This is a genomic window from Sporosarcina aquimarina, from assembly GCF_023715615.1.
Taxonomy (GTDB): domain Bacteria; phylum Bacillota; class Bacilli; order Bacillales_A; family Planococcaceae; genus Sporosarcina; species Sporosarcina aquimarina_A.
This window is the reverse complement of the sequence record NZ_JAMBOM010000006.1, coordinates 23,552-47,686: the sequence shown is the minus strand read 5'-3', so window position 1 is coordinate 47,686 and position 24,135 is coordinate 23,552. Positions and strand designations below refer to the sequence as shown.

Genomic DNA, 24,135 nt, shown 5'->3' with positions numbered 1-24,135 from the left:
TTAGCTATATAATAGAACAAATGTTCTTTCGGATGAATATAGGTAGTACTAGGGGGATAGTGATGAATGACTTTCAAACAGCTTTTACATATGTAACTAATCTCGTATATCAGCCTAATCACTTCACGATTAGAGAAGTTCAAGAAGAGTGTCAAAACTCGGAATACGGAGCTGGCATCTTTCAGTTAGACGGTAAATCCGTTCGATTTAGAGTTGCCAAAATCACTCCTACGAAGATAGGTCAATTTGTAGCACTCTGGGAAAAAGATGAAAACAATAAAAACCGACCTTTTTTATACGATGCGTCTCCTGATTTAGTAGTCATCAATACGTTTACTGAACATCATTTTGGGCAGTTCATCTTTCCGAAAAAAATCCTCGCAAGCAAAAATATACTTAAAACAACTAGGGCAAACGGAAAAATGGCATTTAGAGTTTATCCTAGTTGGGATACGCCCACTAGTCAGCAAGCTGTTGCAACACAAAAATGGCAATTGAACTTTTTTATAGACCTGAGCGACGCACGTGTGGCAACCTCGCAAGAACTGTTAACTTTGTATACACACTAACTTCTTGAACCAAAGTCATAATGCCCCTATTAAAGGGTCATCAAGTGCTGATGCTTAGCGAGGTAGTCTTCTTTCTCTTTATATTCGGGCATGATACTTCCGACACGTCGCCAGAAGGAACGATCGTGGTTCATGTGCGTAATATGGCACAGTTCGTGAATAATGACGTAGTCGATGACCTCTACAGGAGCCATGGCGAGACGGTAGTTGAATGCGAGTTTTTTGTTCGAGTTACAGCTACCCCATTTTCCGAACGACTCGATAATTGAAATCTCTTTTGCAGAGACTTTCAGTTCCTTCTGATAGCTTTTGATGCGCGATTCAATGAGATTTTTGCATTGGTTGAAATAGAACTTCTTCAAATTGTGTTTCAGTTGGTCTTCACTGAGTCCTTGCGTTTCAATGAGTTCCTGAAGTTGGCGTTCTTCTCCTAGATAACAAAACGTCCCTTCAGGCTCGTACTGTCTGGCTAGTGGATCTACCTTTTTAGACTCTCTCTCCTTCACCCTATCGCTAATCCAGCTTCCCCAATTGTGAAGTTCCTGCTGGATGACCTGTTCACTTGTGCCATTCGGAGCTTTCACGGTGATGAATCCGAATGAGTCGATGTGCAAGGAGAGCTTCTTCCCTTTTCCATATTGCACGTTGTAATGGAAGACTTCGTTTTCGATTGTAATTTTCATATGGATTCCTCTTTCACTAACTATAGGTTTCGTTATGGTTTGTGTATAACTGTGAATTGACTTTCTTAAATTCTATCATAGGAATCCGATCCTATCAGAAACCACTCCTCTTTTATCTACACAAAAAGAGAGCTACACTCGGTAGCTCCACCAATTTCTTACATTGCGTGCTTAATGCCTTTTTTGATTAGCCAAGCATTCGCTGGATAACTCGTTAAGAATCCAAGAATCATTGCAATTTGCATCATGAACCAGTAGACAGGACTTGTCGGCTCCGGAGGGCTCTGAAAGAGTACATAATGCACAATCGCCATCCAGCCAAACATGCCGATTTCGAACGCGATCAGTGAGATTGTATCTGCTTTTAACGATTCAATAAGTGCATGCATTTTTCCTTTTTCTTTATTCATGGGATAGATCGATGCAAATTGGAACAGGATGCCGAATAGGTAGGCGAGTACAAATTCAACTATGTAGTGTGCAAACAACATCGAGCCCGCGACGGTAAGTCCGGTCAGTGCAACAATCGGTACACCCACTGCATCTCCGAATGAACAACCTGATGAACAATGCGATGTGGATGTGAAGACTTTTGCTCCTTTTCCTCTCGTGTCCTCTATCTCTGAATCCTTTGCTTGGATACGTCCCCATTTAAAGTACGTAATCAGAGCAACAGGTCCCAAGAACCATCCATTCAATGGCCAGACAACATTCATGATTGCCATGTTTTGAGGATGCCTGATGACATCTATAATCATGATCACACTGCTGAGCAATCCGATTCCAAGTGCTATCCAAGATATGATTTCGAGCATTTTAATCACCTCTACTGATTATATAGCCTGTGTTTTCGTAGATAAAACTGCATAGTTTCTGCATAACTGTCTGGGTTTACTAAAACTAGACTGATTTGATTTCAAAAAAAAAGAGCTACGCTCAGCAGCTCTCAGTTGACTATTATTTTCCCGATAATTCATCTTCCACGACCCATTTGTGGTTCTTCACTTCATCTCCACCCGTTGTCGGCACGTAATCGATCATGTAAACAGTTGTCTGCTCGGCAGATTCGATTTCTGCTTTCGCTCCTTCCATTCCTTTCATATGATCGGCAAGGGTTGTCACTTCAGTTCCTTTTTCCAAAGGAGCGGCCGATGGGTCTTTGAGTTCTTCATGGATGACCCATTTATGGTCCATCACTTTTTCACCGCCATCCGTTGGTGTGTAATTAATGGAATATGCTGTCGTATCATAAGCCCCGACAATTGTTGCAGTCGCCCCCTTCATCCCTTCCATATGATCCGTTTCAATAATCGCTTCAGTTCCGACAGGGAATGTTGGATTTTCCGCTTCTTTTAAGCCTTCAGGTATGCTGCCGTCACTTGAATGATCCATACCTTCCATATCATCGTGGGAAACTTCTTCACTTGTAGCAGGTTGGTCTTCTTTCGTTGTTGTCGCTCCACAGCCTGCCAGTACAACGGCGAATGCAGCACTCACTGCGAGTAGTTGTTTCTTCATAAATAAATCGCTCCTTTTTTTCATTTCTGTAGAGGTGTTCCCGATAATCATCACGAGATAACCAAAATACAGAAACTCCTTAAAATCTCCTTATTTCGTATACGTTTCAGTTGTTTGTGAAGACTGCACATCTTTTGCACAATTGGTGGGTATAGCTATCTTGCATAACAAAATTAGCGAAAGGAGTTTTACTATGAAGAATCGTCACAACCATATAAATCAGCATGCGAACCACTCGGACGCACAGCATTCCGAAGGTGGTCATTCAGGTCATGATCATGACAACCACCATGCTCACATGGTTCAAGATTTTAAGAAGAGGTTTTACGTGTCACTCGTTGTTACGATTCCTATCCTGATACTTTCACCTATGATTCAACAGTTTCTGAGCGTCGACTGGCGATTTACAGGAGATTTGTATATCCTGTTCGCGCTCTCTACATTTGTTTTCTTTTACGGAGGACTTCCGTTTCTAAAGGGTGCGAAAGACGAACTTAAAGACCGTACACCAGCGATGATGACGCTCATTTCTCTCGCAATTACTGTTGCATATGTTTACAGTACGGCTTCTGTATTTGGATTGGCAGAAGATAATTTCTTTTGGGAATTAGCGACGCTCGTGGATATCATGTTACTTGGCCATTGGATTGAAATGCGGTCTATCATGGGGGCTTCAAAGGCCCTTGAAGAACTTGCTAAACTCATGCCCTCTGAAGCTCACCTACTGAACGAGGATGGTTCGACAACGGAAGTAGAAGTATCGGAATTGCAGCCTGGTCAACACGTACTCGTCAAACCTGGGGAGAAAGTTCCAGTAGATGGACGTATTGTGGAAGGTAAATCTTCTGTGGATGAATCTATGCTAACAGGCGAATCTCTTCCAGTTGAAAAATCAGTGGATGAAGAAGCCATTGGCGGATCCATCAATGGAGAGGGCTCTCTTGTGCTATCCGTTACAAAAACGGGTGAAGATACATACCTATCACAAGTGATTACACTTGTAAAAGAAGCACAGGAATCCAAATCACGTGCACAAGATCTTGCAAACCGTGCAGCTAAATGGTTATTTTATGGCGCACTTGCTGCCGGACTCGTCACATTCATCATTTGGCTGGCGCTTGGTTATCCTTTGTTGTTTGCAATGGAGCGCATGGTAACGGTTCTCATTATTGCTTGTCCACACGCACTAGGGCTAGCGGCACCATTAGTCGTTGCCGTTTCCACTTCCATTGCAGCCAAAAGTGGCCTGCTCATCCGTAATCGTCCTGCGTTTGAAGAAGCACGGAAAATCGAAGCGGTAGTTTTCGACAAAACAGGTACCTTGACAAAAGGTGAATTTGGAGTAACAGATATCCTTCCATCCGATGGATATAAAGACGAAGAAGTGATTTCATATGCAGCGGCAGTCGAGTCCCAATCACAACACCCGCTGGCTCAAGGAATCGCAAAAAAAGCAGAGCAATCTGACATCAAAATACCGAAAGTCCATGATTTCCAATCGCTTACAGGAAAAGGATTACAAGGAACGGTCAATGACAAGCATGTACTAGTCGTCAGCCCCGGATATATGAAAGACACACAGCTCTCTTATCGTGAAGACATCTTCAGCAAATGGTCAGCAGAAGGGAAAACTGTTGTCTTCCTACTCGTTAATGATCAGCTCGCTGGAATGATCGCCCTTGCAGATATTGTTCGTGAGACGGCTGTTGAAGCAGTAAGCGAGCTAAAAAAATTGAACGTGAAATCGATTATGTTGACAGGAGATCATACACAAGTCGCGGAATACGTGGGCAAGGAGCTCGGACTTGAAGAAATTTTTGCCGAAGTACTCCCTCATGAAAAATCAGAAAAAATTGTCCACATTCAAGAAAAAGAAGGACTTCGAACTGCGATGACGGGAGATGGTGTCAACGACGCCCCTGCACTCGCAAAAGCAGACCTTGGGATCGCGGTTGGTGCCGGAACTGATGTCGCGATTGAAACGGCAGATGTCGTACTTGTAAAAAGTAATCCACAAGACGTCGTCACCATCATTAAGCTTTCTTCTGCTACGTACCGTAAGATGAAGCAAAACTTATGGTGGGCCGCTGGCTACAATATTGCAGCGATACCTCTTGCGGCAGGTGTCCTCTATCCTTTCGGGATTGTGATGAGCCCTGCAGTCGGTGCTATATTGATGTCTCTCAGTACCGTCATTGTGGCGATTAATGCCCGTTTACTAAAAATTTAATACGAGTAACATAACAGACTATCCAGAAGTTCAGTACACACTGAATTCTGGATAGTTTTTCATGGGGTACGTAATCCGTGCTTTCTGCATAATTTTTCGATACGTTTAACTTATACTGCTCAGTAGAGCAAAAAGGAGCGTCTGCTGTGAACAAGATTTCAACGAAGTTAGCGGCTTCATTTATCATTTCATTTCTCATCATGGATACATTACTCATGGTGTACTTGCATCAGACCATCACGAATGCACGGGTTGACGAAGAACTCGACCGACTTTTGAAAACCGGTAGCAATCATCGCAATGTTTTAGAAGATAATTACACAGAGACGACATTGAATCATATTATTCTCATGGAAAGTGGTGGTGAACGGAACGCCGTAATCCTCGATGATGCGGGAAATGTTCTTCGACATTCATTGAAAAAGGAGGAAATCCTCGCTCCTTATTTGGTCAAAATAAAAGAGGAACGACCGACAGAAGATATGATTATACCGGTCAATTGGAAAGAATCCCCCTATCTCGTCAGTGTCCATCCATATGAGGTTCAAGGGAATTCAGGTTTCCTCGTCATGTTGCAAAGTACAGCGCCTATTCGTCAGCTCGTGGGTCAGCTCAATGTCCACTTCCTGCTCGCTGGTGGCGGAAGTATCGTCATCTTGTTAGTAGTTTACATGTTGTTGTCCAAATGGCTGACGCGTCCACTCATTCGTATGAAAGAAGCCACTGAACAAATAAGCAAAGGGTTCTTCAATGTCGACTTACCAAAGCTTTCGAATGATGAGTTAGGTGAGCTGGCAGCCTCGATTCGTAAATTATCTAATGATTTAAGTCGTGTCAAACGGGAGCGCAACGAGTTCTTAGCGTCTGTTTCACACGAAATGGGGACACCTCTCACGTATTTAATTGGCTATGCAAAAGTGGCTCAACGCACAGAACTAAACAATACAGAGCGATTCAAGTACTTATCGATTATCGAAGAAGAGGCCGAGCGTTTGAAAACACTTGTGAAAAACTTGATGGATCTCGCTCAAATGGATGAAATGACGTTCACTGTGATGAAAACAGAGTTTTCTTCTGCTCAGTTTATGCGTGATATTGTCCAACTTGTACAACCAGCGTTTGATATGAAAGGAATTGTACTCCTACATGAATCCATCGAAGATTTCCCTTTAGTGGCAGATCGAATGCGTCTGGAACAAATTATCCTTAATCTACTGGACAACGCCCTTCATTATTCAGAAAGTGGTACGTCTGTAACCGTTCGTGCCTTTCAGGAAAAAAAGCAAGCCATTTTGCAAGTTGAAGATAACGGATGCGGCATACCAATTGAAAATCAGCAACAGATTTTCGAAAAACTGTATCGTGTCGAGAAATCCCGTTCGCGCTCGTTTGGAGGTGCAGGTCTAGGTCTAGCGATTGTGAAGGAATTGACAGAAGCGCACGGCGGCACAATTGACATTCAAAGTGAACCCGGGAAAGGCAGCACGTTCACGATACGACTATGACTGGAAGTGACGATGAATATGAAAACAATCCTACTAATTGATGACGAACAACGGATGCTCGATCTGCTCGAACTGTTCCTCGCACCACACGGGTATCGTTGTTTACAAGCGACAAACGGTCAAGCAGCTCTCGAACTGTTTCATGAAGAAAACATCCATCTCGTGCTGCTCGATGTCATGATGCCTGAAATAGATGGATGGGAAGTTTGCCGCAGGATCCGGGAAACTTCCGATATACCTGTGATTTTACTAACCGCCCGATCCGACAAGTCCGATGTTGTAAAAGGGCTTGAACAAGGTGCGGATGATTATATTACAAAACCATTTGACGAACGTGAACTTATAGCGAGGGTGCGAGTTGCGCTACGCCGCGTCCCTGAAAAAGACCAGGTTAAGCAGCTCCGTGAAGGGCTCTTTACACTGGACTTGGAGTCGTATTCACTCCTATATAGAGATGAAGAAGTTCGCCTTACCTTAAAAGAATTTTATATCATCGAAGCGATGATGGCCCGACCTAACCGGACGTTTACACGAGAAGACTTGCTCCAATTGGCATGGGAATACGATACCTATACCGAAGTTCGGACAGTCGATTCCCATATCCGAAACTTACGAGACAAGTTACGGAAATCGAATTTCCCGATTGACGACATCCTCCAAACGGTTTGGGGAATCGGCTACAAATGGAAATGAGGAGATTTTAAGATGAAGAAACCATTGTTGGGTATGTTGCTCGGTGGGCTTCTAATTTTAAGCGCATGCTCAAACAAAGACGAATCATTTTCGTATGAGAAAGTAACAAATCCAGAGGTTAATCATATTCACGGTACGGGCTATAGCAATGAGGGTGCTGAATTTTTTATCGCATCACATGCCGGCCTATATGCTTATGGAAAAGATGGTTGGAAAGAATCCAATCGTGAGAAAAACGACTACATGGGCTTCCTACCTACAGAAGACGGCTTTTTTGCAAGTGGTCATCCTGCAGTGAATTCCGATTTAAAGAATCCATTCGGGCTTATGAAAAGCACAGATAAAGGTGCAACGTTCGAGCAACTTGCGTTTTACGGAGAAATCGATTTTCACTATCTGGGCGCGGGATACAATTCAAATGCAGTTTATGTGTTCAATGAAACCCCTACTGCTGACCTAAAAACAGGGTTGAACTATACGCTCGATGAAGGACAATCATGGACGGCTTCAAAAATGGATGGATTTTCAGCAACTACGCTTTCTAACCTAGCGGTACATCCTTCAAGTGAAGAAATACTTGCGATTGGCAGCCAAGAAGGTCTGTTTGTGTCCACAGATTATGGCGCAACGTTCAAGAAATTGAATGACGCAACGAGTGTTACATATGTCACGCTAACTGAATATGGTGGCTATTATTCGACTATCAATAAACAGGAAGAGCCGGTGCTACAGAAATTCACAGTTGGCGAAACTGAAGAGTCCGACATTCCACTCCCCGAAGAAGTACGAAGCCCTGTGCAATTCATCGCAACGAGCCCAGAGAATCCAGAAGAACTAGTTGTGACGACATTCGATAACTCGATTTACAAGACGAGTGATGCTGGAGCAACTTGGAATCAGCTAGCGAATGCCGGAAAGTTGAATACGTCTGACTGAGATTATTAGAGAGGGAGTGGGATATGATGAAAATAATGATGAAGTGGCTTACATTAACCCTCATCAGTTCACTGATTGCAGGCTGTTCAATGGGTGGTGTCACGGAAGAATCCAAAGAGTCCTCTCCAGAGAATGTTATGAATCATGACATGAGTGGGATGGAAGGCATGATGGACGGTCATATGGGTCACAACAATCCTTTGGCATTGAAAGGTTCAAAAGGGGTAAATGAGTTGTCCATCCCTCCCTTGCTCGCAGCGAGTACGTCCGAAAACGTCGACTACACACTCACCGCACAGAAAGGCAAACGCATGCTATTGGAAGGTCAAGAAACGGAAACTTATGGCTACAATGGCGATTTCCTCGGTCCAGTTCTAAAACTCCGAAAAGGAGAATCCGTTCGTATTAAAACCGTGAATGATCTGGATGAAGATACGACGTTTCACTGGCATGGTTTGGATGTACCTGGTGATGTCGATGGTGGACCCCATAATCCCTTGAAACCTGGAGAAGAACGAATTATTCAATTCAAGGTCACACAGGAAGCCGCCACTCTTTGGTTCCATCCACATCCTCATGGAAAAACGGCTGAGCAAGTATACAAAGGACTCGCTGGTCTTCTTTATATCGAAGACGAACATTCGGACAGGTTAAACTTACCTGATGACTATGGTGTCAACGACTTCCCGGTTCTCATGCAGGATCGCGCATTCACCCCAATTGGCGAACTTGACTACGAGGCAGCATATAATTCAGACGGAACGCTTGGTGACCGCTTGCTTGTTAACGGCACGCTCGATCCGAAGCTATCCGTCCCTCAAGGTAAAGTTCGGTTGCGATTGTTGAACGGTTCGAATGCCCGAAATTATACGATATCTCTTAGTTCCGGAGATACGTTCCAGCAAATCGCCACAGATGGTGGGTTACTAAATGATCCGTTAGAAATGGATTCATTGCTGTTGACTCCTGCAGAACGTGCGGAAATCATCATCGACTTTGACCAGTTACAAGATGTGAAAGATCTTGCGCTAGTGGATGATCAGGGAACGATTCTTTTGCCATTTGAAGTCAATGAAAAGAAAACTTCCAACAAACTACCTGCTGATTTAAACTCATTTGCTGTAACGGAAGAAGAAAGAAATTTGCCCGTGACGAAGCGATTAGAATTGTTCGGCATGATGGACATGGTGACAATCAACGGAAAGAAATTCGATAAAGACCGCATTGACATGACCCAAAAAGTCGGCGAAACTGAAGTTTGGGAACTGTCCAACAAACCCGATCCGATGGGTGGTATGATCCACCCGTTCCACATTCACGGTACGCAGTTTAAGGTGTTATCGGTGAATGGTGAAGAGCCGGACGACAACTTAAAAGGCTGGAAAGATACGATTGCGTTACATCCTGGAGATCGTGTGAAGATCGCAATTTCCTTTGCAAACAAAGGGGTGTATATGTACCATTGCCACATTTTAGAGCATGAAGATAACGGCATGATGGGACAAATTGAAGTGAACTAAAAACTTGAAAAATCCGCCCTGCTCAGTTTGAGTGTGGCGGATTTTTTAGTAGCTGTATATAACCTTGTTCATTGCAGCCCACTATTCGAGGACACTTCTAATTCTAGCTCTTCTTCCGCAATGTCAGTGTTCACTCCACCACTTTGTCCTCTTCAACAATAGACGTCACCATTTATTACGATAGAAGTCATGGCGAAAAGTAACGACAGTTCTTGTAGGGACTTGCTGCGACCCTATGAAAGCATTTTTTTCAATAAATGAAATCGCCGTATTCACTAATATATTTCCTCATATGACTGGGAAGCTACTAAAGTTGGTTATGAGTTTTAATCATTACATATAAAACCGTCTCAACCCCAATACAGGATTGAGACGGTTTTAGTATGCTTTGGTCATTATACGTACAAGATTCCACGGAATCCTCTAGCTGCATAATAAGACTCGACCCCATTGTGATAGACGAACACGGTGTCGAAGCGGAAATCGCAAAAAAGTCCGCCTCCAAGTTTACGGATAGTTGACGGTGTTTGAATCCAAGTGGATGTTTTCTTATCGAACGTCTCTATTTGCTGCAACGCTCGGTATTGTTCTTCATCCAATAATTCAATTCCCATTTCTGTTGCCATCCCGACAGCGCTATGTGCTGGTTTGTTCTTTTTTCGTGATTCGAGTGATTCTGGGTCGTAACAAACACTTCTGCGACCTGATGGGCTTTCTGCTGAACAATCGCAGAACATAAACGTATTTGTTTCTTTGTCATAGCCGATAACATCAGGTTCTCCACCGGTTCGTTCCATTTCGTTCAAGGACCACAGTTTTTCCGTATTTGCATCGAGCTTTGCTTGAACCGTCGCCCATTCCAGTTCTGAATGACGGTGCATATTGTCTTCAAAACGAGATTTCAATATGCTAAGTAGTTCTTCACACTGTTCAACCGGTACCTCTTTCTTGGCAATGCTTTCACTTGGATTTGTCATAGTTACTCCCCCTTAATCAGTTCCGTTGTGTTAGTTCAAATGATACCATGCTTTGTTCAATTACGACCTTATTATTTCATCGACGGTGGATTTCTTCATTAACTTGATGGGTGTTAACTTTTTGGACGGGCGTGTCGTCAAAGTTATTTTCACATTTCTTCATTGAAGTCAATTCTCTACAGTATGCTATAATCAGCATACATTTTATAATTTAGTGGCTAGTGAACTAGATTTCTTATCTTCTTTAAGATGATTCGAGGTGATTGATATTCTGAAATTAGTAACTGTTCAACGAGTGATAGATTACATAGAACCGCATATTCAAGATGAACTAACACCTGATCTATTAGCTGACATCGCTGGGTATTCTCCATTTCACTTTAACCGGATTTTCGAAAAGCAAACAGGGTATACGTTGATGGATTACGTAGTGAAGCGTAAATTACAATATGCGTTGTACGATTTAGCTCAAGGGAAAAAGGTCATTGAGATTGCACTAACGTATGGATTTGAGACGCATGCTGGATTCACGAAGGCGTTCAAGAAGTGCTTTGGAAGTCCCCCTCGATTATATCGACAGCATTGTCCTAGCTCACTCCCTCAAAAAATCGATTTGAGTCGCCTGGAACAGAATCAGGTAGGTGGCATTGTGATGCAGCCTAAGCTAGTGCGTAGAAGTCCTTTTACCATCGCCGGGAAAACAGTTGAACGATCCACACGTAATATTTCTTATACACGCGACTCTCCAGCACTTTGGCACCAAAATCTTTTCCCTGACGAATCCATTGAACGCACTTTATACGAGACACTGACTCCTGAAACACACGGGGAGTACTGTCTCAATTTGAGAAGCGATGAACTGCTGGATGGATTCACCTATTTGTTTGCAGTGAATTATGATATGGGCACTTCTGTTCCAGACGGTTGGACTATAATGACAATCCCTTCCTCAACTTATGCCATTTTCCGCACCCCACTCGTTCCCGTAGAAGACTTTGCTAGTTCGATAGCGGGTACCTGGCAGTATATTTTAGATGATTGGCTTCCTCAATCTTCTTATGAAGTCGATGAGACCCGTTATGACTTTGAGTACTACGATGAGCACTGTCATGACTGGGAATATGAAAAAGTCTATATGGAAATTCATCTTCCAATTAAAGAAAGAAAGCAAGGAAGTTAACTATTCTTGCTTTCTTTTTAGTAGAATCCGATACAAAAACAATACAGGTGTTAATAGGATTGCACTTACAATCAGTGCTGTCTTGATGGTATAGCGGGTAGCGACCACTCCGATGATAGGCGCCCCGCCTATTTGACCGATGGCATCTGCTTGGCCTTTTACCGAAAAGAACGTCGCTCGAGTTGAAGAATCCGGAATAATTTTGTTTAGCCAAATGTCTTCTAACGGGTACATGATGGTTCGTGTAACTTGTATAATTACAAAAAAACCTAACAAGGCAATCACAGATGTGGAAGTTGCAAATCCTATCAATGAAAGGATGATTGAAACACTCGCCATGAAAAGGACAAGGTAGATTTGAGTAAGTTTTTGGTAGACCGAACTGCGATTTATTACGTGCAATGCAGCAAAGGAAACAAGAACGACAACAAATTGAATCCCCCCTGTGAGAATCACTAATTTTTCTGGAGTTACCGAAGACATATTCACCACTTCTGATAAGTGTGATACCCATAAGCGATCAAATCCTTCGCTATAGAAACCGACAAACAAGGCAATTAAGAAAAGAATTCTCATGACCGCACTAACTTTGACTTGAATGACGAGTTGTTCTAGGCTCTCCTTCATACTTCCCCAGGCTGTTAGGTGTTTCTTTCTCTTTATCGGTTTGAAATTCTCTTCAGTCATGTTTTTCATCAAATATATAGCTAGACCCACCGTGCAAACCCCACCGATAATTATCGGTAGTCTAACCATGAAATAGCCAATTGCTATACTTAAAGGAATCGCAATAACTTGCGCCATGTTTTCAATTTTTGCGCCACGAACGAATGCTTCTGAAGCACGTTCTTCTCCTATCTCATCTGCAATCCATGCTTGACGTGCTCCGCTAGTGAATGTATACCCAATCCCCCAAACGATCTGTGCCAATATAACTGCTGAAAAGTAAGGAAATAAACCTTCGATTAAAAAGCCGACGCCAATGAGGACATACCCAATGACAATCGAGAGTTTTCGGCTCTTCAAATCCGAAACAACACCTGTTGGAATTTCAAAAAGAAAGACCGTCAGTTCCAAGACTGTACCAACAAGAACCAGTTGTAATGGATCGAGTTTGACTGTATACACTTGGTACAGCAAATTCACCGTCACGATTAAGGTGAAAAATAATTGCGAAAGAAAAGCTGTATTAAGATAGACTTTATATGGATCTCTTGTGAGTGATTTTATAATATTTCCCCTCCTTACTCATGATTATATGAGGGAAGGAACGTCATTTCTTATCCAAATTTGCGATGATTTTTAAAAGTCGTCCATCTTTCTAGCTTGTAATTGAACTTTGTCTGTCTGTTCTTAACAGGAATCCATATTTCACTGTAATACTCTTCTGAATACGGATCTGCATCACTCAGGTATACTTCCATTTCAGGTCCGCCTGAATGCTCGTACTCATTATCAAGAAACATTCAGAGAAAATTCTTTGCCATACGTTTGGCATGGCTCCGTGCACTGGATATACCATCCAAGTTGCTGATGGTATTTGGACTTCATCCCACTCTTTCAGGATGTTATCACTAGTTTTTTCTATTTTAAAAATTTCCTGTAGCCTATACCTTCTGAAGATAGTTCGGTTTTTTCGCTTCAGAAATACGGAGTCCATATTCTGTTGCTGTGCGCAATACTATCCAACATTCTTTGGAGCCCTTAGATCTACTCCCGATTCTTTTCAACTTCAGTTTATCCCTTCCTTATTGGACGTTCCCATTCAATCGTGCTCAGCTGTGACTGTTCTTTTTAGTGACTTCTAGAATTTCTTTATTGAGCTTTTGGATGTCTACAAACGGAGTCGTTTCATTGTCCAGCTTATACTTCTCTTTCAGTTTGATAATCCGCATGACACTTTCGTCAATACGTTGTTCGGAAATTTCGTTGGATGCGACTGCTGCTTTCAGTGCCTCTATAACGGAGATTGCTTCCGCTGGATCATGTGCAATGAGAATAATATCACTTCCGGCTTTGACGGATTGGACAGCAGCCTGGGCAATGCCGTAGTAATTGGTGATTGCTTTCATCGTCATATCATCGGTCATGATGAGTCCATTAAAATTCATCTGTTTGCGCAACAAGTCTGTGATAATGGGTGCTGACATCGAAGCTGGATAGGTTTTATCCAACTGTGGGAGTAGGATATGGGCAATCATGACGACGTCTGCCTCTGCTTCGATTGCTTTTTTGAACGGAATCAGTTCAAGTTGTTTGAGCTGCTGTAATGTTTTGTTCACCTTGGGCAGTTCCAGATGGGAGTCGACGGATGTATCCCCGTGTCCGGGAAAGTGCTTGACGACAGGAATGACGTTTTCTTTCTCAATACCTTTCATCGTTTGGATTCCGTGCGTGCTGACAACGTTTGGGTCCGAACTGAACGAGCGGTCTCCGATGACGGGATTGTTCGGATTGCTATTCACGTCAAGGACAGGTGCAAAATCCATGTTGAAGCCAAATTGTGTGAGTTGCTTTCCGAGTATTCTACCAATACTAAAGGAATGATTTGGAGCATTCCTTTTGCCGATACTTGCATTCGTTGGTAGCTTTGCGACTTGTTTTGGCAAACGGTCGACATGCCCTCCCTCTTGGTCGATGCTTGTGAACAGGGGAAGCAGATTGTTTTGGTTGGCGATTTTCAGGCTGTTGACGAATTGAATGGTTTGATCAGGAGTACCGATGTTGTTTGCATAGAAAATGACGCCACCAATCTGGTAGTCTTCAATAAGCTGCTGAGACGTTTTGTTGATGACCTTACCATCGATTCCTGCAATTATGAGCTGACCGATTTTTTCATCGAGAGTCATGTCTGACAGCATCTTTTCCTCCTTCTTTTCGGCTGTTGACCAAACAGGCATATGATCCAAGGTTGGATTTGGTGTGTCAGCTGTCGGTTTCGTGGTCTGCTCATTTGAAGTAGATTTCCTTCCAGAATTAGTTTTAAGTGTGAAGCTCAGGAGCACGATAGCGGCAATCATTAGAACGGACACTATATAAAATACTTTTTTCATGAGGTTTCCCTTCTTTTCTAAAGGCTGTATTGGATTGGGCGGCTTGAATTTTTGAGACTCCATCTAGTATGGACAAACGCACTACTTGCTAATACGGTTCATGGATGAGACTTAGTGTTTCATCGGTGAATAGGAAAAGCAACCAAACCTGTATAGAGTGCAGGTGGTTGCTTCGTTAAGGAGATGTTATGAATGTAAGATTGGATTCCAAAATACAACTATACTTATTGTGGACTGCTCAGCTGCTGTTTCAAAAGTAGCATTTTGCAACCAATTGTAATTTTTATCATACCGTCAATCACTGCGAACACAAGGAAAGGAACACTGATTAAATATATGCCGAGGATTGAGTTTACGAGTGTTAAGGTGCCTAACAGGAGCATGATTTTTCCTTGAGAAAAGTAAAAACCATAAAAGTGAATTCCGATAACGATCAATATACATAACCAGAGTAATCTTAAGTCCTCAAAGCCGATAAGCAAACCAACAAGTGTGCATAAGATTATAGTGAATAGGATCGAAAAGTTATCCATCCGATTTTGGAATTTGGAATTTTCACCATATGAAAGTTTCTTATTTACATAAGGCAAACCAAATATCAGGAAATACCCAAAAAAATAACCAAATCCCATAATAACGGGCTGTATGAATAAGTCACCACCTAAATACGCTGAAAGAATAATAATAACACCAATATAAGTTAGCCATACTCCTACGGTTCTTTGATTATTATAGTGTCTATTACTTTTTCCTTCTTCCATCTTCCTCCCCCTGTCTTTGAAATTATATTTCCTTCCTCCATTACGGCGGATACAAGTGCTTGCCTGATTAGATTCTTTCAAGTCATTCACTTTATTCATTTTCACTATATATATTCCTTATGAATTAGATAGTATTACTCTATCCCTAAAACTTCTCTATACCAACGTTGTTGAACAACTATAATTTGCGGATATCTAAGAGAAATCCCCAATAACAAATGATCCAATTCACTTATAGAGTTCTCTTTGGATCACTCTTTCCATTTCTTAAATTCTATCTTGCTTTGTAAGAGAAATCATATCATAATTAAACTTTATTTACAGAAAATATAGATAGTTAAAAAGATCGTTACGTACGAAAATAAGAAGATGAGGTGAATTATGTACAGTACTGTGGAAAGAGAGGATTATTTCAAAAATGCCATTAGAAAAATAGAAGAGATTGAATTAGTAGAGGGAATCGTACAACTGGGATCTGGGGTGACTGGGTATAAGGATGCGTATTCTGATATCGACTTAATGGTATGCACTTCAAAAGAAGAGAATACACAGGCAACCAAAGATCAGATACACCAAGCGCTTGCTGACTTTGCCCCTATGTATATAAAGGAGAAAAAGTTCAGCGAAACGATTTTTTTACTAATTATTCTCTTGGAAAACGGATTGGAGTTTAATATTTCAATTGCCCCACGTGACTTGCTACCTGTCCGGTCCCCTCTGTGGAGGGTAGTTGTAGATAAAACTGGAGAGGTATTAAAGAAAATGAACAATGAGAACGAAAAGTTTGAAAGGAATCCCGTAAAATATGATATCTACAGTGACATTGCTTTCGAGTTTTTCTACTGCACAATCGGGCTGGTAAAGGAATTGAAACGTAACAATTTCATCTATGCGCTGAAATTATTAAATACGATGCGGGACTACATTTTACATGTCCAAGCCATGAATGAAAGTAAGAAATGTCACCAATTTAAAGCGTATGAGACCTTGGATTCGAGTTTCATTGAAAGATACCTATCTACTTTTCCTACGATGATGACGATAGAGGCGATTGCAGAATCCGCCCTTCAGGTAAAAGAATTGTTTATGACAGTTATGGAAGACAGTTCTGTGTATCACATGGATGATGCGATACGACATCTTTTGGGATAAAACAGTCGTGTAGGTGTTAATTGCGGTTCTTAAGGTGACCTCCTTCATACAAGTAAAACCGCCTGGATCCTGGTTGGATCACTGGCGGTTTAGCCGAGAGTGCGAGAATTGATCGTTCCTAAAATTATTGACCGTAGAGGGCGAACCACTGTTGCCAAATTGAAAACTTTTGCCCGTCCCATTTCAGTGTGTTAATGATATATCCAAAAGAGTCCGCATGATAAAGCCCACTAATTTGTTGATATGCCTGTATTTCATATACGCCATCCCGATCCAAATCTACTGGATAAAATCCACTAACCCCATCCGCCATCCCAGTAACCGGCTGTTCCAACTTCCCATTTTGATAATAGATTTGCGATAGATACTCTGCACCACGACCACTGATATCTAACAAATAAGATTTACCCGTTGCAGGGCTATGAACGTTAACTTTAAAGAAGTCCATATAGGTGACGGTGTACTGGTTCTGCTCATTATATTGGTCAAAATCAAATAATTTCTTCGCTTCATTGTTTACGAACGAATAGACATAGTCGAATGTAAAAGCTCCCGACCCACCTGAGTCTATGCTAATTAAAATGTCCAAAATGCCATCACCCGTAAAGTCCCCCAGAAATACAGTCGGGTTGTAACCGGAATTTCCATTTTCGTTGAGCGAAACCGTGTGTACCTTGTTCGTTGCCCCATCTTGAACGTGTAACATAATCTGACGTAAATAGGGGCTAGATGGGTCCATTGACTTGACTCCCGTCAAATACACGACATCTACTATTCCATCTCCATTGACATCTCCATATGAACTCGTAAGAATCTCCGGCTGCCTGTGCTGATCTACATGATTCCAATTCATTCTTCCTATCACTCCTACTTAAGTAAACGTTTGACTCAGTATATTCATATGCCTAGAAAAGTGACCCAAGTTTTTGGAGATTAAAGAAATAGAATTTTAAATCCCCGATTTCAAGTTTTCGTTGAATCCGCCTAATCTTACAGATGAATACCATAGTATTTTGCAGTAGTACGACCACGGTTCAAAAAACCCCTAAATTTTTAAGTCAGGGGTTTTCGGGGATATGATTTTATTACACATCAAGCGACCGCTTCAACGTGTGATGAGTGTTGATGGTGGACAAACTATAATTCAATTAGATGTAATAGAGTACACTCTGCTACTTATTAATTCGATACATTTACTACATTAAATCCTTGCTTATTAAAAAATCTAAACTCTTCTCTTATATCCGGGTGCACTGCGTTTATTGTTTGAAAACCCTTGATACCAAAGGGTTTAGAATTACTAAAATAACTCATACTATTGTCAATTTCTATTTCACTTACCAAGAACCATTCTTTTATATTTTTCATAAATAACAAACAAATTGACTTGAGATGAATTTTCTTATATTCTAAGGTTTATTTCATAAGATGAATTTGTTGTTTTTCATAATTATTGTAGGATGGGTATGATGATTGCTACGCAATGAAAAAGTAGATATCATTATCAACCCTATAACAATTTTCTCGAAAAATAAAATGCACTCTAGCATATCCGGTGCCTCTTCTTATTAATTTTAGAAGGGGCCTTTATTTGTATGTTAACGGATGCGCACTACTTAAAGGAGAGAGAAATGCGAAAAGGAAATCCATGGGCATTAATTCCGTTTGTTGTATTTTTAATTTTGTTTATAGGCTCAGGAATTGTATTAGATGATTTTTATGCATTTCCTGTAATAGTTGCCATTTCAATTGCAAGCGCTGTTGCCCTTTTCATGAACCGTAAAGAAACGATCACAAAAAAAATTGAAATCTTTACGACCGGCGCTGGGAATTCGAACGTTATGTTAATGGTGATTATTTTCTTACTCGCCGGCGCGTTCTCGGAAACCGCAAAAGGAATGGGCGCTATTGAAGCTACTGTAAACTTCGCACTATCCATTTTGCCACAAAACTTATTAGTGGTTGGCTTGTTCATAATTGCATGTTTTATATCTTTAGCAATGGGTACTTCAGTTGGAACGATTGTTGCCCTCGCCCCAATAGGTTTAGCGATTGGCGAGCAAACAGGACTTTCCATACCGCTATTAATGGCAACGGTTATTGGTGGGGCTATGTTTGGCGATAATTTATCATTTATTTCGGATACAACCATCGCATCGGTACGCTCACAAGGGGCAAAAATGAATGACAAATTTAAAGTTAACTTTTTCATCGTGTTACCAGCAGCCATTGTCACATGTGTTATTTTAGCCTTTTTGACGTTGAATTCCACAGCCCAAGTGACACATGCTAGCTTTGATTGGTACAAATTGATTCCTTATTTATTCGTCATTGTTTTTTCTTTGATAGGAATAAATGTCTTTACGGTATTAGCAAGTGGAATCATTCTCGCTGGAACTATCGGCTTACTTGATGGTAGTTATGAGGTGATGACAGTTATCGGTGCAATTGGTGACGGTATGAGCAATATGTTTGAAATGGCGTTTTTAGCGATGTTAATTGCCGGTATGGTCGAGATCATTAAGCATAATGGTGGCATTGATTTTCTCGTACATATTGCAACGCGTAAAATTAAGTCGCAAAAGGATGCCAAATTTGCAATAGCAGGTTTAGTTGGTTTAACTGATCTTTCAACTGCCAATAATACGATTGCGATTATGATTGCTGGTCCATTGTCCAAAAAAATTGCCGATCAATACGATATCGAGCCACGTAATTCAGCAAGCATCATCGATATTTTTTCATGTGTCGTTCAAGGTATAATTCCGTACGGTGCACAATTTTTAGCAGCTGCCAGTATCGCTGGCATTTCCCCGATTTTAATCATGCAATACTCGTATTACTCCATTTTAGTGGGGGTCTGCGGAGTCATTGCCATCCTCATCGGGTATCCGAAAACTAAAAATAATCCTATTCAAAAATCGTAAATGTACAATTCACATTTGCGATTTTCCACATTACTTACACTGGAAGCAAAACCAATTCCTGCAATTCAAAAAGCCGTGCTGAAAAGCCAACAAGAATCGTTTTTTCAGCACGGCAATATTTTAATTAATCATACTGATTCCAACCACGCAACAGCCTCACAATGTGTCGAATGAGGGAACATGTCCACTGGCTGTATTTCTTGTGTTTTGTAGCCACCATCTTCTAAAATTCTAAGATCGCGAGCTAATGTTGCCGGGTTGCAGGAGACATAAACGACCCGACCTGGTTTGTGCGTAAGAATCGTCTGGAGCAACTTTTCGTCGCAGCCTTTTCGTGGTGGATCGACTACTAAGACATCGAACGTTTTTCCTTCGCTGTACCATTTCGGAATGACATCCTCTGAGGCACCTGTTTCGAAATGTGCATTGTCAATTCCGTTTAGCGCAGCATTCCGTTTTGCATCTTCGATAGCTTGTGGCACGATTTCGACGCCGTATACTTCTTTTGCCTGCTTCGCAAGGAAGAGCGATATTGTACCAATGCCACAGTAAGCATCGATCACAGTTTCAGTTCCTGTTAGCTGTGCATAGTTGAGCGCTTGGTTGTATAACGTTTCGGTTTGCACAGGATTTACTTGATAGAACGAGCGTGCAGAGATTTCAAAGTCTACCCCGCCGATTGAGTCGATGATGACGTCTTTGCCGTATAGATTTAAGGTTTCATTGCCAAAAATGACGTTTGTCTTTTGTGAATTAACGTTTTGCATGATGGATGTGACGCCTGGGACAACGCGCTTGATGGCTTGGATGACTTGGTCAGCTTCCGGGAATTTGCGTCGTGCTGTGACGAGTACGACCATAAGTTCTCCAGTCGCGCGGGCTTTCCTGACGACTAAGTGGCGTAGGAAGCCTTTGTGTTTGTGTTCATCATACGCGTCGATTCCAAGAATTTGAAGTTCGCGTTTCAGCATGGCCATGAGTTCGTCGGCTTCCTCACTTTGGATGATGCAGACGTCGGTATCGACGATGTGGTGCGTTTTCGAGCGATAAAATCCGGAGACGACTTGGCCATTACGTTCGCTAAAAGGAATCTGGGATTTGTTTCGATAGCGCCATGGGTCTTCCATTCCGAGTACAGGATGCACCGGGACGTCTGGAAGTTTTGCAATACGGTCGATTGCGTCGCGGACGGTTTTCTGTTTCTGCTTCAATTGTGCTTCGTATGTTAGATGCTGGATTTGACATCCACCGCATTCCGGGTATACGTGACATGGTCCTTCAATTCGTTCAGGTGAAGGCGTGACGATGTTAAGTAACTTTGCGAATCCGTAGTTTTTCAGTGTTTTTCCTACTTTAACTTCGACTTCTTCTCCTGGCAGTGCGCCGGGGATGAAAAGCGGATAGCCTTGGACTTTTCCGACGCCTGAGCCGTCGTGTGTGAGATCTTCTATGTGAACGACGAGTCGGTCGTTTTGGTGTACTGCATAGGTCATGTGTTCGTGCCCTCCAGTTTTCGGTCTGTACTGTAGTTTACCATAGGTCGAGGCGAGTTGCTTGGGTTGATTTTGTGGAAGATGAGGAAGGATTGGTCTCTTGATTGAGCGGATTTGAGGCTTGCTTGATCACTTTTTTGATTGCTTGAGCGGATTCGTTGGTTGCTTGATCACTTTTCGGATTGCTTGAGCGGAACCACGGCTTGGTTGATCACTTTCTGAGTGACTTGATCAGATTACGTACACACTTGAGCGGAATTCAGGAAGCCTTGATCAGAATAGAGCATTTAACCAATACTTTCCACTTACAAAAAAAGAGCTGCCATCGCAGCCCCTTTTCTTATTTCTTCTTTTCCTCTTTGACCTTTTTTATGACCCAACCGTCCATTGGTGCAACGATAAAAGCGATGATGATTAATCCGATTAGTACAATGAATGGTGCATAAAACATGATGAAGTGTTCCAAACAATCGCCCCCTTATGCATGATAATCACCTTTGCCACGCACGTAGTCTTTATCAAACAAGAATAGGCGCATGACTAGAATCAGTGATGGAATGAGTAGGCAGAGTCCAAGTATGAATACGACGACGAGCGAGATTGCCATTGCTGGATTTGTGAAACTGTCGTAAATCGTCAAGTACGGATAGAGCAAGTATGGATAATGTGATGCCCCGTATCCATAGAAAGCAAATGCGAATTGACCAGCGAGCAATGTGAACGCCCAACCATATTGGCGCTTTGTATAGAGCAAAAATACTGTCCCCACAAACAGTAGGAAGGAAATTAGGAACATTGGCCAGAAGTTTTGGATGTTGCTGTAGTGTTCTGGCTGATACTTTTTAAGTTCATAAATGATTCCTCCTGCAGCAATCATCGTTGGGAATGACCAAGTGAGTGCATACCTTCGCAGTAAACTTGCTGCTTCTAGGTCACGTGCCTTGTTGGCATACCAAGTGAGAAATACTGCTGAAATATATAGCGTCGCTGAAATACTGAGCACAACGATGGACCAAGTCAGTGGGCTCGTGAACAGTTTCCAATAGTCGAGTACTGGATTGCCGTCAACGAGTTCGATGAATCCACCTTCGGAAATCGTCAACACAATGGACAGCGAGGCTGGAATAAGCAAACCTGCTAAGCCATACATGAAGGAATACCCCTTGTGCCCGCGGGATCCGTATGTTTCAAATGCGTAATAGGACCCACGAATAGCTAGCAGTATCAAACCAAAACTAACTGGAACGAGTAACGTTGTCCCGTAGTAGAACGCTGTCTTCGGAAAGAACCCGATGATGCCGACAAAGAAAAACACGAGAAAGACGTTCGTGATCTCCCATACTGGGGACAAATAACGCTGAATGACTTTCGTAAGGACGCGCTGTTTTCCAGTGATCAGACTGTATGCATTGAAAAATCCTGCACCGAAATCGATTGCTCCGACCATAATGTAGCCAAACAGAAACGTCCATAATACGGTGATTCCGAGTATCTCAAGGTTCATCGTACATCACGTCCTTTCATTGCATGACGGTCTTCCAGTTCTTTCTCTACTGGATTACGACGGAACATTCGGCGAAGCACAACCACACTTCCGACACCAAGTACGAGATAGAGCAAGCAGAACAGGATGAGCATCATGTCCACTTGACCACTTGTCGTTGCGGCTTCTGACACTTTCATGATATCTCGCAAAATCCACGGTTGCCGACCTACTTCTGCAAACCACCAACCAAATTCAATCGCGAGAATCGAAAGTGGTCCTCCAAGAACAATGAGCCAGCGGAACCATTTCGATGCGATGAACTTCCATTCTCTCCACTTCCCTAGCAGGAATATGGCAGACAAAAGTGCCATCCACATGCCAATGAAGACCATTAAGTTGAATAAGTAGTGAATGTAAAGTGGCGGCACTTCATCTTCCGGGAACTGATCAAGTCCAGTTACTTCTGCAAACGGATTGTTTGCTGCGAGAATCGAAAGTCCGTATGGAATTTTAAGTGCGTATTTGACTTCATTGTCCTCTGTAAGAACTCCCATTAAAATGAGCTCCGCTTTGTCTGTGGTTTCAAAATGCCATTCGGCTGCAGCTAACTTTTCTGGCTGATACTCCGCTAAATACTTGCCGGAAAAATCCCCGATAATTGCGGCACCAATCGAAAAGATGAACCCAAGTTTCATGGTTAGAAAAAGAGCTTTTTTGTGATATACATGGTCAGATCCCCGAAGTAATCGGAATGCTGCGATTGCCGCTAACACGAATGCTGCCGTCATGAATGCGGTCACAACAACGTGTGCTACTTTTGTTGGCATCGCCGGGTTGAACATTGCTAGCAACGGGCTGATGTTGACGAGTTCACCGTTGACGATGTCAAAACCACGTGGTGCGTTCATAAATGCATTGACAATTGTTATGAAAACAGCTGAGAACGCTGCACCGAGTGCTACTGGAATAAGTAGGAGCAAATGTTTTTTCTGGTTTTCGAATCGATCCCACGTGTATAAATATATGCCAAGGAAGATCGCTTCGAAAAAGAACGCGAACGTCTCCATAAATAGCGGTAACGCGATGACATTGCCGGCTAATTCCATGAAATTCGGCCATAATAACGATAGCTGTAACCCTATGGCAGTACCGGTTACGACACCGACAGCTACGGTAATTACGAATCCGCGTGCCCACCTTCTGGCGAGTAAAATATAATGCTCGTCATTTTTCCGAATTCCGACCCACTGAGCTATCATAATCATGAGTGGTACACCGACTCCAATGGTGGCATAAATGATATGGAAAGATAAGGTCGTTTCGGTTAAGACGCGTGAGAAAAATACAGCTTCTTCATTTCCCATGTGCGTTGCCTCCTTCACTGATTAAGTATCCCGCTAATTATTGGTTTTTATCCAAATAATCTTCCAACAATCGAGAGAAGCATTACGC

General features: G+C 42.2%; 22 protein-coding genes. 9 read left to right on the top strand and 13 right to left on the bottom strand.

The window, feature by feature from the left end:
* Positions 1–62: 62 nt before the first annotated feature.
* Positions 63–569, top strand: coding sequence for a MepB family protein (locus M3197_RS13620; RefSeq protein WP_251662132.1), 507 nt, complete (start codon positions 63–65; stop codon positions 567–569).
* A gap of 29 nt (positions 570–598) precedes the next feature.
* Here the strand turns inward: M3197_RS13620 and M3197_RS13615 are convergent, their stop codons facing one another.
* The 3 genes from M3197_RS13615 to M3197_RS13605 all read right to left on the bottom strand — a co-directional run bounded on the left by M3197_RS13615 (position 599) and on the right by M3197_RS13605 (position 2,770).
* Positions 599–1,252 carry a M48 family metallopeptidase gene (locus tag M3197_RS13615; protein ID WP_251662131.1) on the bottom strand — a complete coding sequence of 218 codons (654 nt, stop codon included), beginning with the start codon at positions 1,250–1,252 and terminating at the stop codon, positions 599–601.
* 158 nt (positions 1,253–1,410) lie between these two features.
* The gene (locus M3197_RS13610) at positions 1,411–2,067 is read right to left on the bottom strand and encodes a DUF4396 domain-containing protein (RefSeq protein WP_251662130.1); all 657 of its coding nucleotides are present in this window, start codon (positions 2,065–2,067) and stop codon (positions 1,411–1,413) included.
* A gap of 142 nt (positions 2,068–2,209) precedes the next feature.
* A complete protein-coding gene (locus M3197_RS13605; protein ID WP_251662129.1) occupies positions 2,210–2,770 on the bottom strand; it encodes a YdhK family protein in 561 nt (186 codons plus the stop codon).
* 193 nt (positions 2,771–2,963) lie between these two features.
* Here M3197_RS13605 and M3197_RS13600 point away from each other — a divergent pair, with 193 nt between their 5' ends.
* From M3197_RS13600 to M3197_RS13580, 5 genes are all read left to right on the top strand, one after another.
* Positions 2,964–5,000: a heavy metal translocating P-type ATPase gene (locus M3197_RS13600; protein WP_251662128.1), complete on the top strand. Its 2,037-nt coding sequence runs from the start codon at positions 2,964–2,966 to the stop codon at positions 4,998–5,000.
* A gap of 146 nt (positions 5,001–5,146) precedes the next feature.
* Positions 5,147–6,505 carry a sensor histidine kinase gene (locus tag M3197_RS13595; RefSeq protein ID WP_251662127.1) on the top strand — a complete coding sequence of 453 codons (1,359 nt, stop codon included), beginning with the start codon at positions 5,147–5,149 and terminating at the stop codon, positions 6,503–6,505.
* A gap of 18 nt (positions 6,506–6,523) precedes the next feature.
* Positions 6,524–7,198: a response regulator transcription factor gene (locus tag M3197_RS13590; protein ID WP_251662254.1), complete on the top strand. Its 675-nt coding sequence runs from the start codon at positions 6,524–6,526 to the stop codon at positions 7,196–7,198.
* A 12-nt stretch (positions 7,199–7,210) separates the two neighbouring features.
* Positions 7,211–8,134, top strand: a complete 924-nt coding sequence (locus M3197_RS13585; protein WP_251662126.1) for a F510_1955 family glycosylhydrolase — start codon at positions 7,211–7,213, stop codon at positions 8,132–8,134.
* Between the two features lie 26 nt (positions 8,135–8,160).
* Positions 8,161–9,654, top strand: a complete 1,494-nt coding sequence (locus tag M3197_RS13580) for a multicopper oxidase family protein (RefSeq protein ID WP_251662125.1) — start codon at positions 8,161–8,163, stop codon at positions 9,652–9,654.
* Between the two features lie 395 nt (positions 9,655–10,049).
* Here M3197_RS13580 and M3197_RS13575 read toward each other — a convergent pair whose 3' ends face one another.
* On the bottom strand, positions 10,050–10,631 hold the full coding sequence (locus tag M3197_RS13575) for a DUF4256 domain-containing protein (RefSeq protein WP_251662124.1): 582 nt from the start codon (positions 10,629–10,631) through the stop codon (positions 10,050–10,052).
* Between the two features lie 295 nt (positions 10,632–10,926).
* On the opposite strand from M3197_RS13575, the gene M3197_RS13570 reads away from it, so the two are divergent.
* Positions 10,927–11,811, top strand: a complete 885-nt coding sequence (locus tag M3197_RS13570; protein WP_251662123.1) for an AraC family transcriptional regulator — start codon at positions 10,927–10,929, stop codon at positions 11,809–11,811.
* On the opposite strand, the gene M3197_RS13565 is transcribed toward M3197_RS13570, so the two are convergent.
* The 4 genes from M3197_RS13565 to M3197_RS13550 form a co-directional block, all read right to left on the bottom strand.
* A complete protein-coding gene (locus tag M3197_RS13565) occupies positions 11,812–13,041 on the bottom strand; it encodes an MFS transporter (protein WP_349774139.1) in 1,230 nt (409 codons plus the stop codon).
* 50 nt (positions 13,042–13,091) lie between these two features.
* A complete protein-coding gene (locus tag M3197_RS13560; RefSeq protein WP_251662121.1) occupies positions 13,092–13,235 on the bottom strand; it encodes a hypothetical protein in 144 nt (47 codons plus the stop codon).
* A 351-nt stretch (positions 13,236–13,586) separates the two neighbouring features.
* Positions 13,587–14,864, bottom strand: a complete 1,278-nt coding sequence (nagZ, locus tag M3197_RS13555) for a beta-N-acetylhexosaminidase (protein ID WP_251662120.1) — start codon at positions 14,862–14,864, stop codon at positions 13,587–13,589.
* 224 nt (positions 14,865–15,088) lie between these two features.
* Positions 15,089–15,625 carry a DUF6609 family protein gene (locus tag M3197_RS13550; protein ID WP_251662119.1) on the bottom strand — a complete coding sequence of 179 codons (537 nt, stop codon included), beginning with the start codon at positions 15,623–15,625 and terminating at the stop codon, positions 15,089–15,091.
* A gap of 381 nt (positions 15,626–16,006) precedes the next feature.
* Here M3197_RS13550 and M3197_RS13545 point away from each other — a divergent pair, with 381 nt between their 5' ends.
* Positions 16,007–16,777, top strand: a complete 771-nt coding sequence (locus tag M3197_RS13545; RefSeq protein WP_251662118.1) for an aminoglycoside 6-adenylyltransferase — start codon at positions 16,007–16,009, stop codon at positions 16,775–16,777.
* A 124-nt stretch (positions 16,778–16,901) separates the two neighbouring features.
* Here M3197_RS13545 and M3197_RS13540 read toward each other — a convergent pair whose 3' ends face one another.
* Positions 16,902–17,630, bottom strand: coding sequence for an FG-GAP repeat domain-containing protein (locus M3197_RS13540; protein ID WP_251662117.1), 729 nt, complete (start codon positions 17,628–17,630; stop codon positions 16,902–16,904).
* A gap of 778 nt (positions 17,631–18,408) precedes the next feature.
* Here M3197_RS13540 and M3197_RS13535 point away from each other — a divergent pair.
* The gene (locus tag M3197_RS13535; RefSeq protein WP_251662116.1) at positions 18,409–19,704 is read left to right on the top strand and encodes a Na+/H+ antiporter NhaC family protein; all 1,296 of its coding nucleotides are present in this window, start codon (positions 18,409–18,411) and stop codon (positions 19,702–19,704) included.
* A gap of 128 nt (positions 19,705–19,832) precedes the next feature.
* Here M3197_RS13535 and rlmD read toward each other — a convergent pair whose 3' ends face one another.
* From rlmD to M3197_RS13520, 4 genes are all read right to left on the bottom strand, one after another.
* Positions 19,833–21,197 (bottom strand): 23S rRNA (uracil(1939)-C(5))-methyltransferase RlmD, encoded by a 1,365-nt coding sequence (gene rlmD, locus M3197_RS13530; protein ID WP_251662115.1) that lies wholly within the window; start codon positions 21,195–21,197, stop codon positions 19,833–19,835.
* A 340-nt stretch (positions 21,198–21,537) separates the two neighbouring features.
* Entirely contained in the window at positions 21,538–21,663 is a 126-nt protein-coding gene (gene cydS, locus M3197_RS17380; protein WP_285851373.1) for a cytochrome bd oxidase small subunit CydS family protein, read from the bottom strand.
* 12 nt (positions 21,664–21,675) lie between these two features.
* Positions 21,676–22,701 carry a cytochrome d ubiquinol oxidase subunit II gene (locus tag M3197_RS13525; RefSeq protein ID WP_251662114.1) on the bottom strand — a complete coding sequence of 342 codons (1,026 nt, stop codon included), beginning with the start codon at positions 22,699–22,701 and terminating at the stop codon, positions 21,676–21,678.
* Positions 22,698–24,047 (bottom strand): cytochrome ubiquinol oxidase subunit I, encoded by a 1,350-nt coding sequence (locus M3197_RS13520; RefSeq protein WP_251662113.1) that lies wholly within the window; start codon positions 24,045–24,047, stop codon positions 22,698–22,700. Before M3197_RS13520 ends, M3197_RS13525 begins: the two co-directional genes overlap by 4 nt.
* Between the last annotated feature and the right edge of the window lie 88 nt (positions 24,048–24,135).

Bases quoted from the DNA above. Each gene is read 5' to 3' on its own strand.
- M3197_RS13620 (WP_251662132.1), top strand. From the start codon at position 63: ATGAATGACTTTCAAACAGCTTTTACATATGTAACTAATCTCGTATAT.
- M3197_RS13615 (WP_251662131.1), bottom strand. From the start codon at position 1,252: ATGAAAATTACAATCGAAAACGAAGTCTTCCATTACAACGTGCAATAT.
- M3197_RS13610 (WP_251662130.1), bottom strand. From the start codon at position 2,067: ATGCTCGAAATCATATCTTGGATAGCACTTGGAATCGGATTGCTCAGC.
- M3197_RS13605 (WP_251662129.1), bottom strand. From the start codon at position 2,770: ATGAAGAAACAACTACTCGCAGTGAGTGCTGCATTCGCCGTTGTACTG.
- M3197_RS13600 (WP_251662128.1), top strand. From the start codon at position 2,964: ATGAAGAATCGTCACAACCATATAAATCAGCATGCGAACCACTCGGAC.
- M3197_RS13590 (WP_251662254.1), top strand. From the start codon at position 6,524: ATGAAAACAATCCTACTAATTGATGACGAACAACGGATGCTCGATCTG.
- M3197_RS13585 (WP_251662126.1), top strand. From the start codon at position 7,211: ATGAAGAAACCATTGTTGGGTATGTTGCTCGGTGGGCTTCTAATTTTA.
- M3197_RS13580 (WP_251662125.1), top strand. From the start codon at position 8,161: ATGAAAATAATGATGAAGTGGCTTACATTAACCCTCATCAGTTCACTG.
- M3197_RS13575 (WP_251662124.1), bottom strand. From the start codon at position 10,631: ATGACAAATCCAAGTGAAAGCATTGCCAAGAAAGAGGTACCGGTTGAA.
- M3197_RS13560 (WP_251662121.1), bottom strand. From the start codon at position 13,235: ATGGAAGTATACCTGAGTGATGCAGATCCGTATTCAGAAGAGTATTAC.
- nagZ (WP_251662120.1), bottom strand. From the start codon at position 14,864: ATGAAAAAAGTATTTTATATAGTGTCCGTTCTAATGATTGCCGCTATC.
- M3197_RS13550 (WP_251662119.1), bottom strand. From the start codon at position 15,625: ATGGAAGAAGGAAAAAGTAATAGACACTATAATAATCAAAGAACCGTA.
- M3197_RS13545 (WP_251662118.1), top strand. From the start codon at position 16,007: ATGTACAGTACTGTGGAAAGAGAGGATTATTTCAAAAATGCCATTAGA.
- M3197_RS13540 (WP_251662117.1), bottom strand. From the start codon at position 17,630: ATGAATTGGAATCATGTAGATCAGCACAGGCAGCCGGAGATTCTTACG.
- M3197_RS13535 (WP_251662116.1), top strand. From the start codon at position 18,409: ATGCGAAAAGGAAATCCATGGGCATTAATTCCGTTTGTTGTATTTTTA.
- rlmD (WP_251662115.1), bottom strand. From the start codon at position 21,197: ATGACCTATGCAGTACACCAAAACGACCGACTCGTCGTTCACATAGAA.
- M3197_RS13525 (WP_251662114.1), bottom strand. From the start codon at position 22,701: ATGAACCTTGAGATACTCGGAATCACCGTATTATGGACGTTTCTGTTT.
- M3197_RS13520 (WP_251662113.1), bottom strand. From the start codon at position 24,047: ATGGGAAATGAAGAAGCTGTATTTTTCTCACGCGTCTTAACCGAAACG.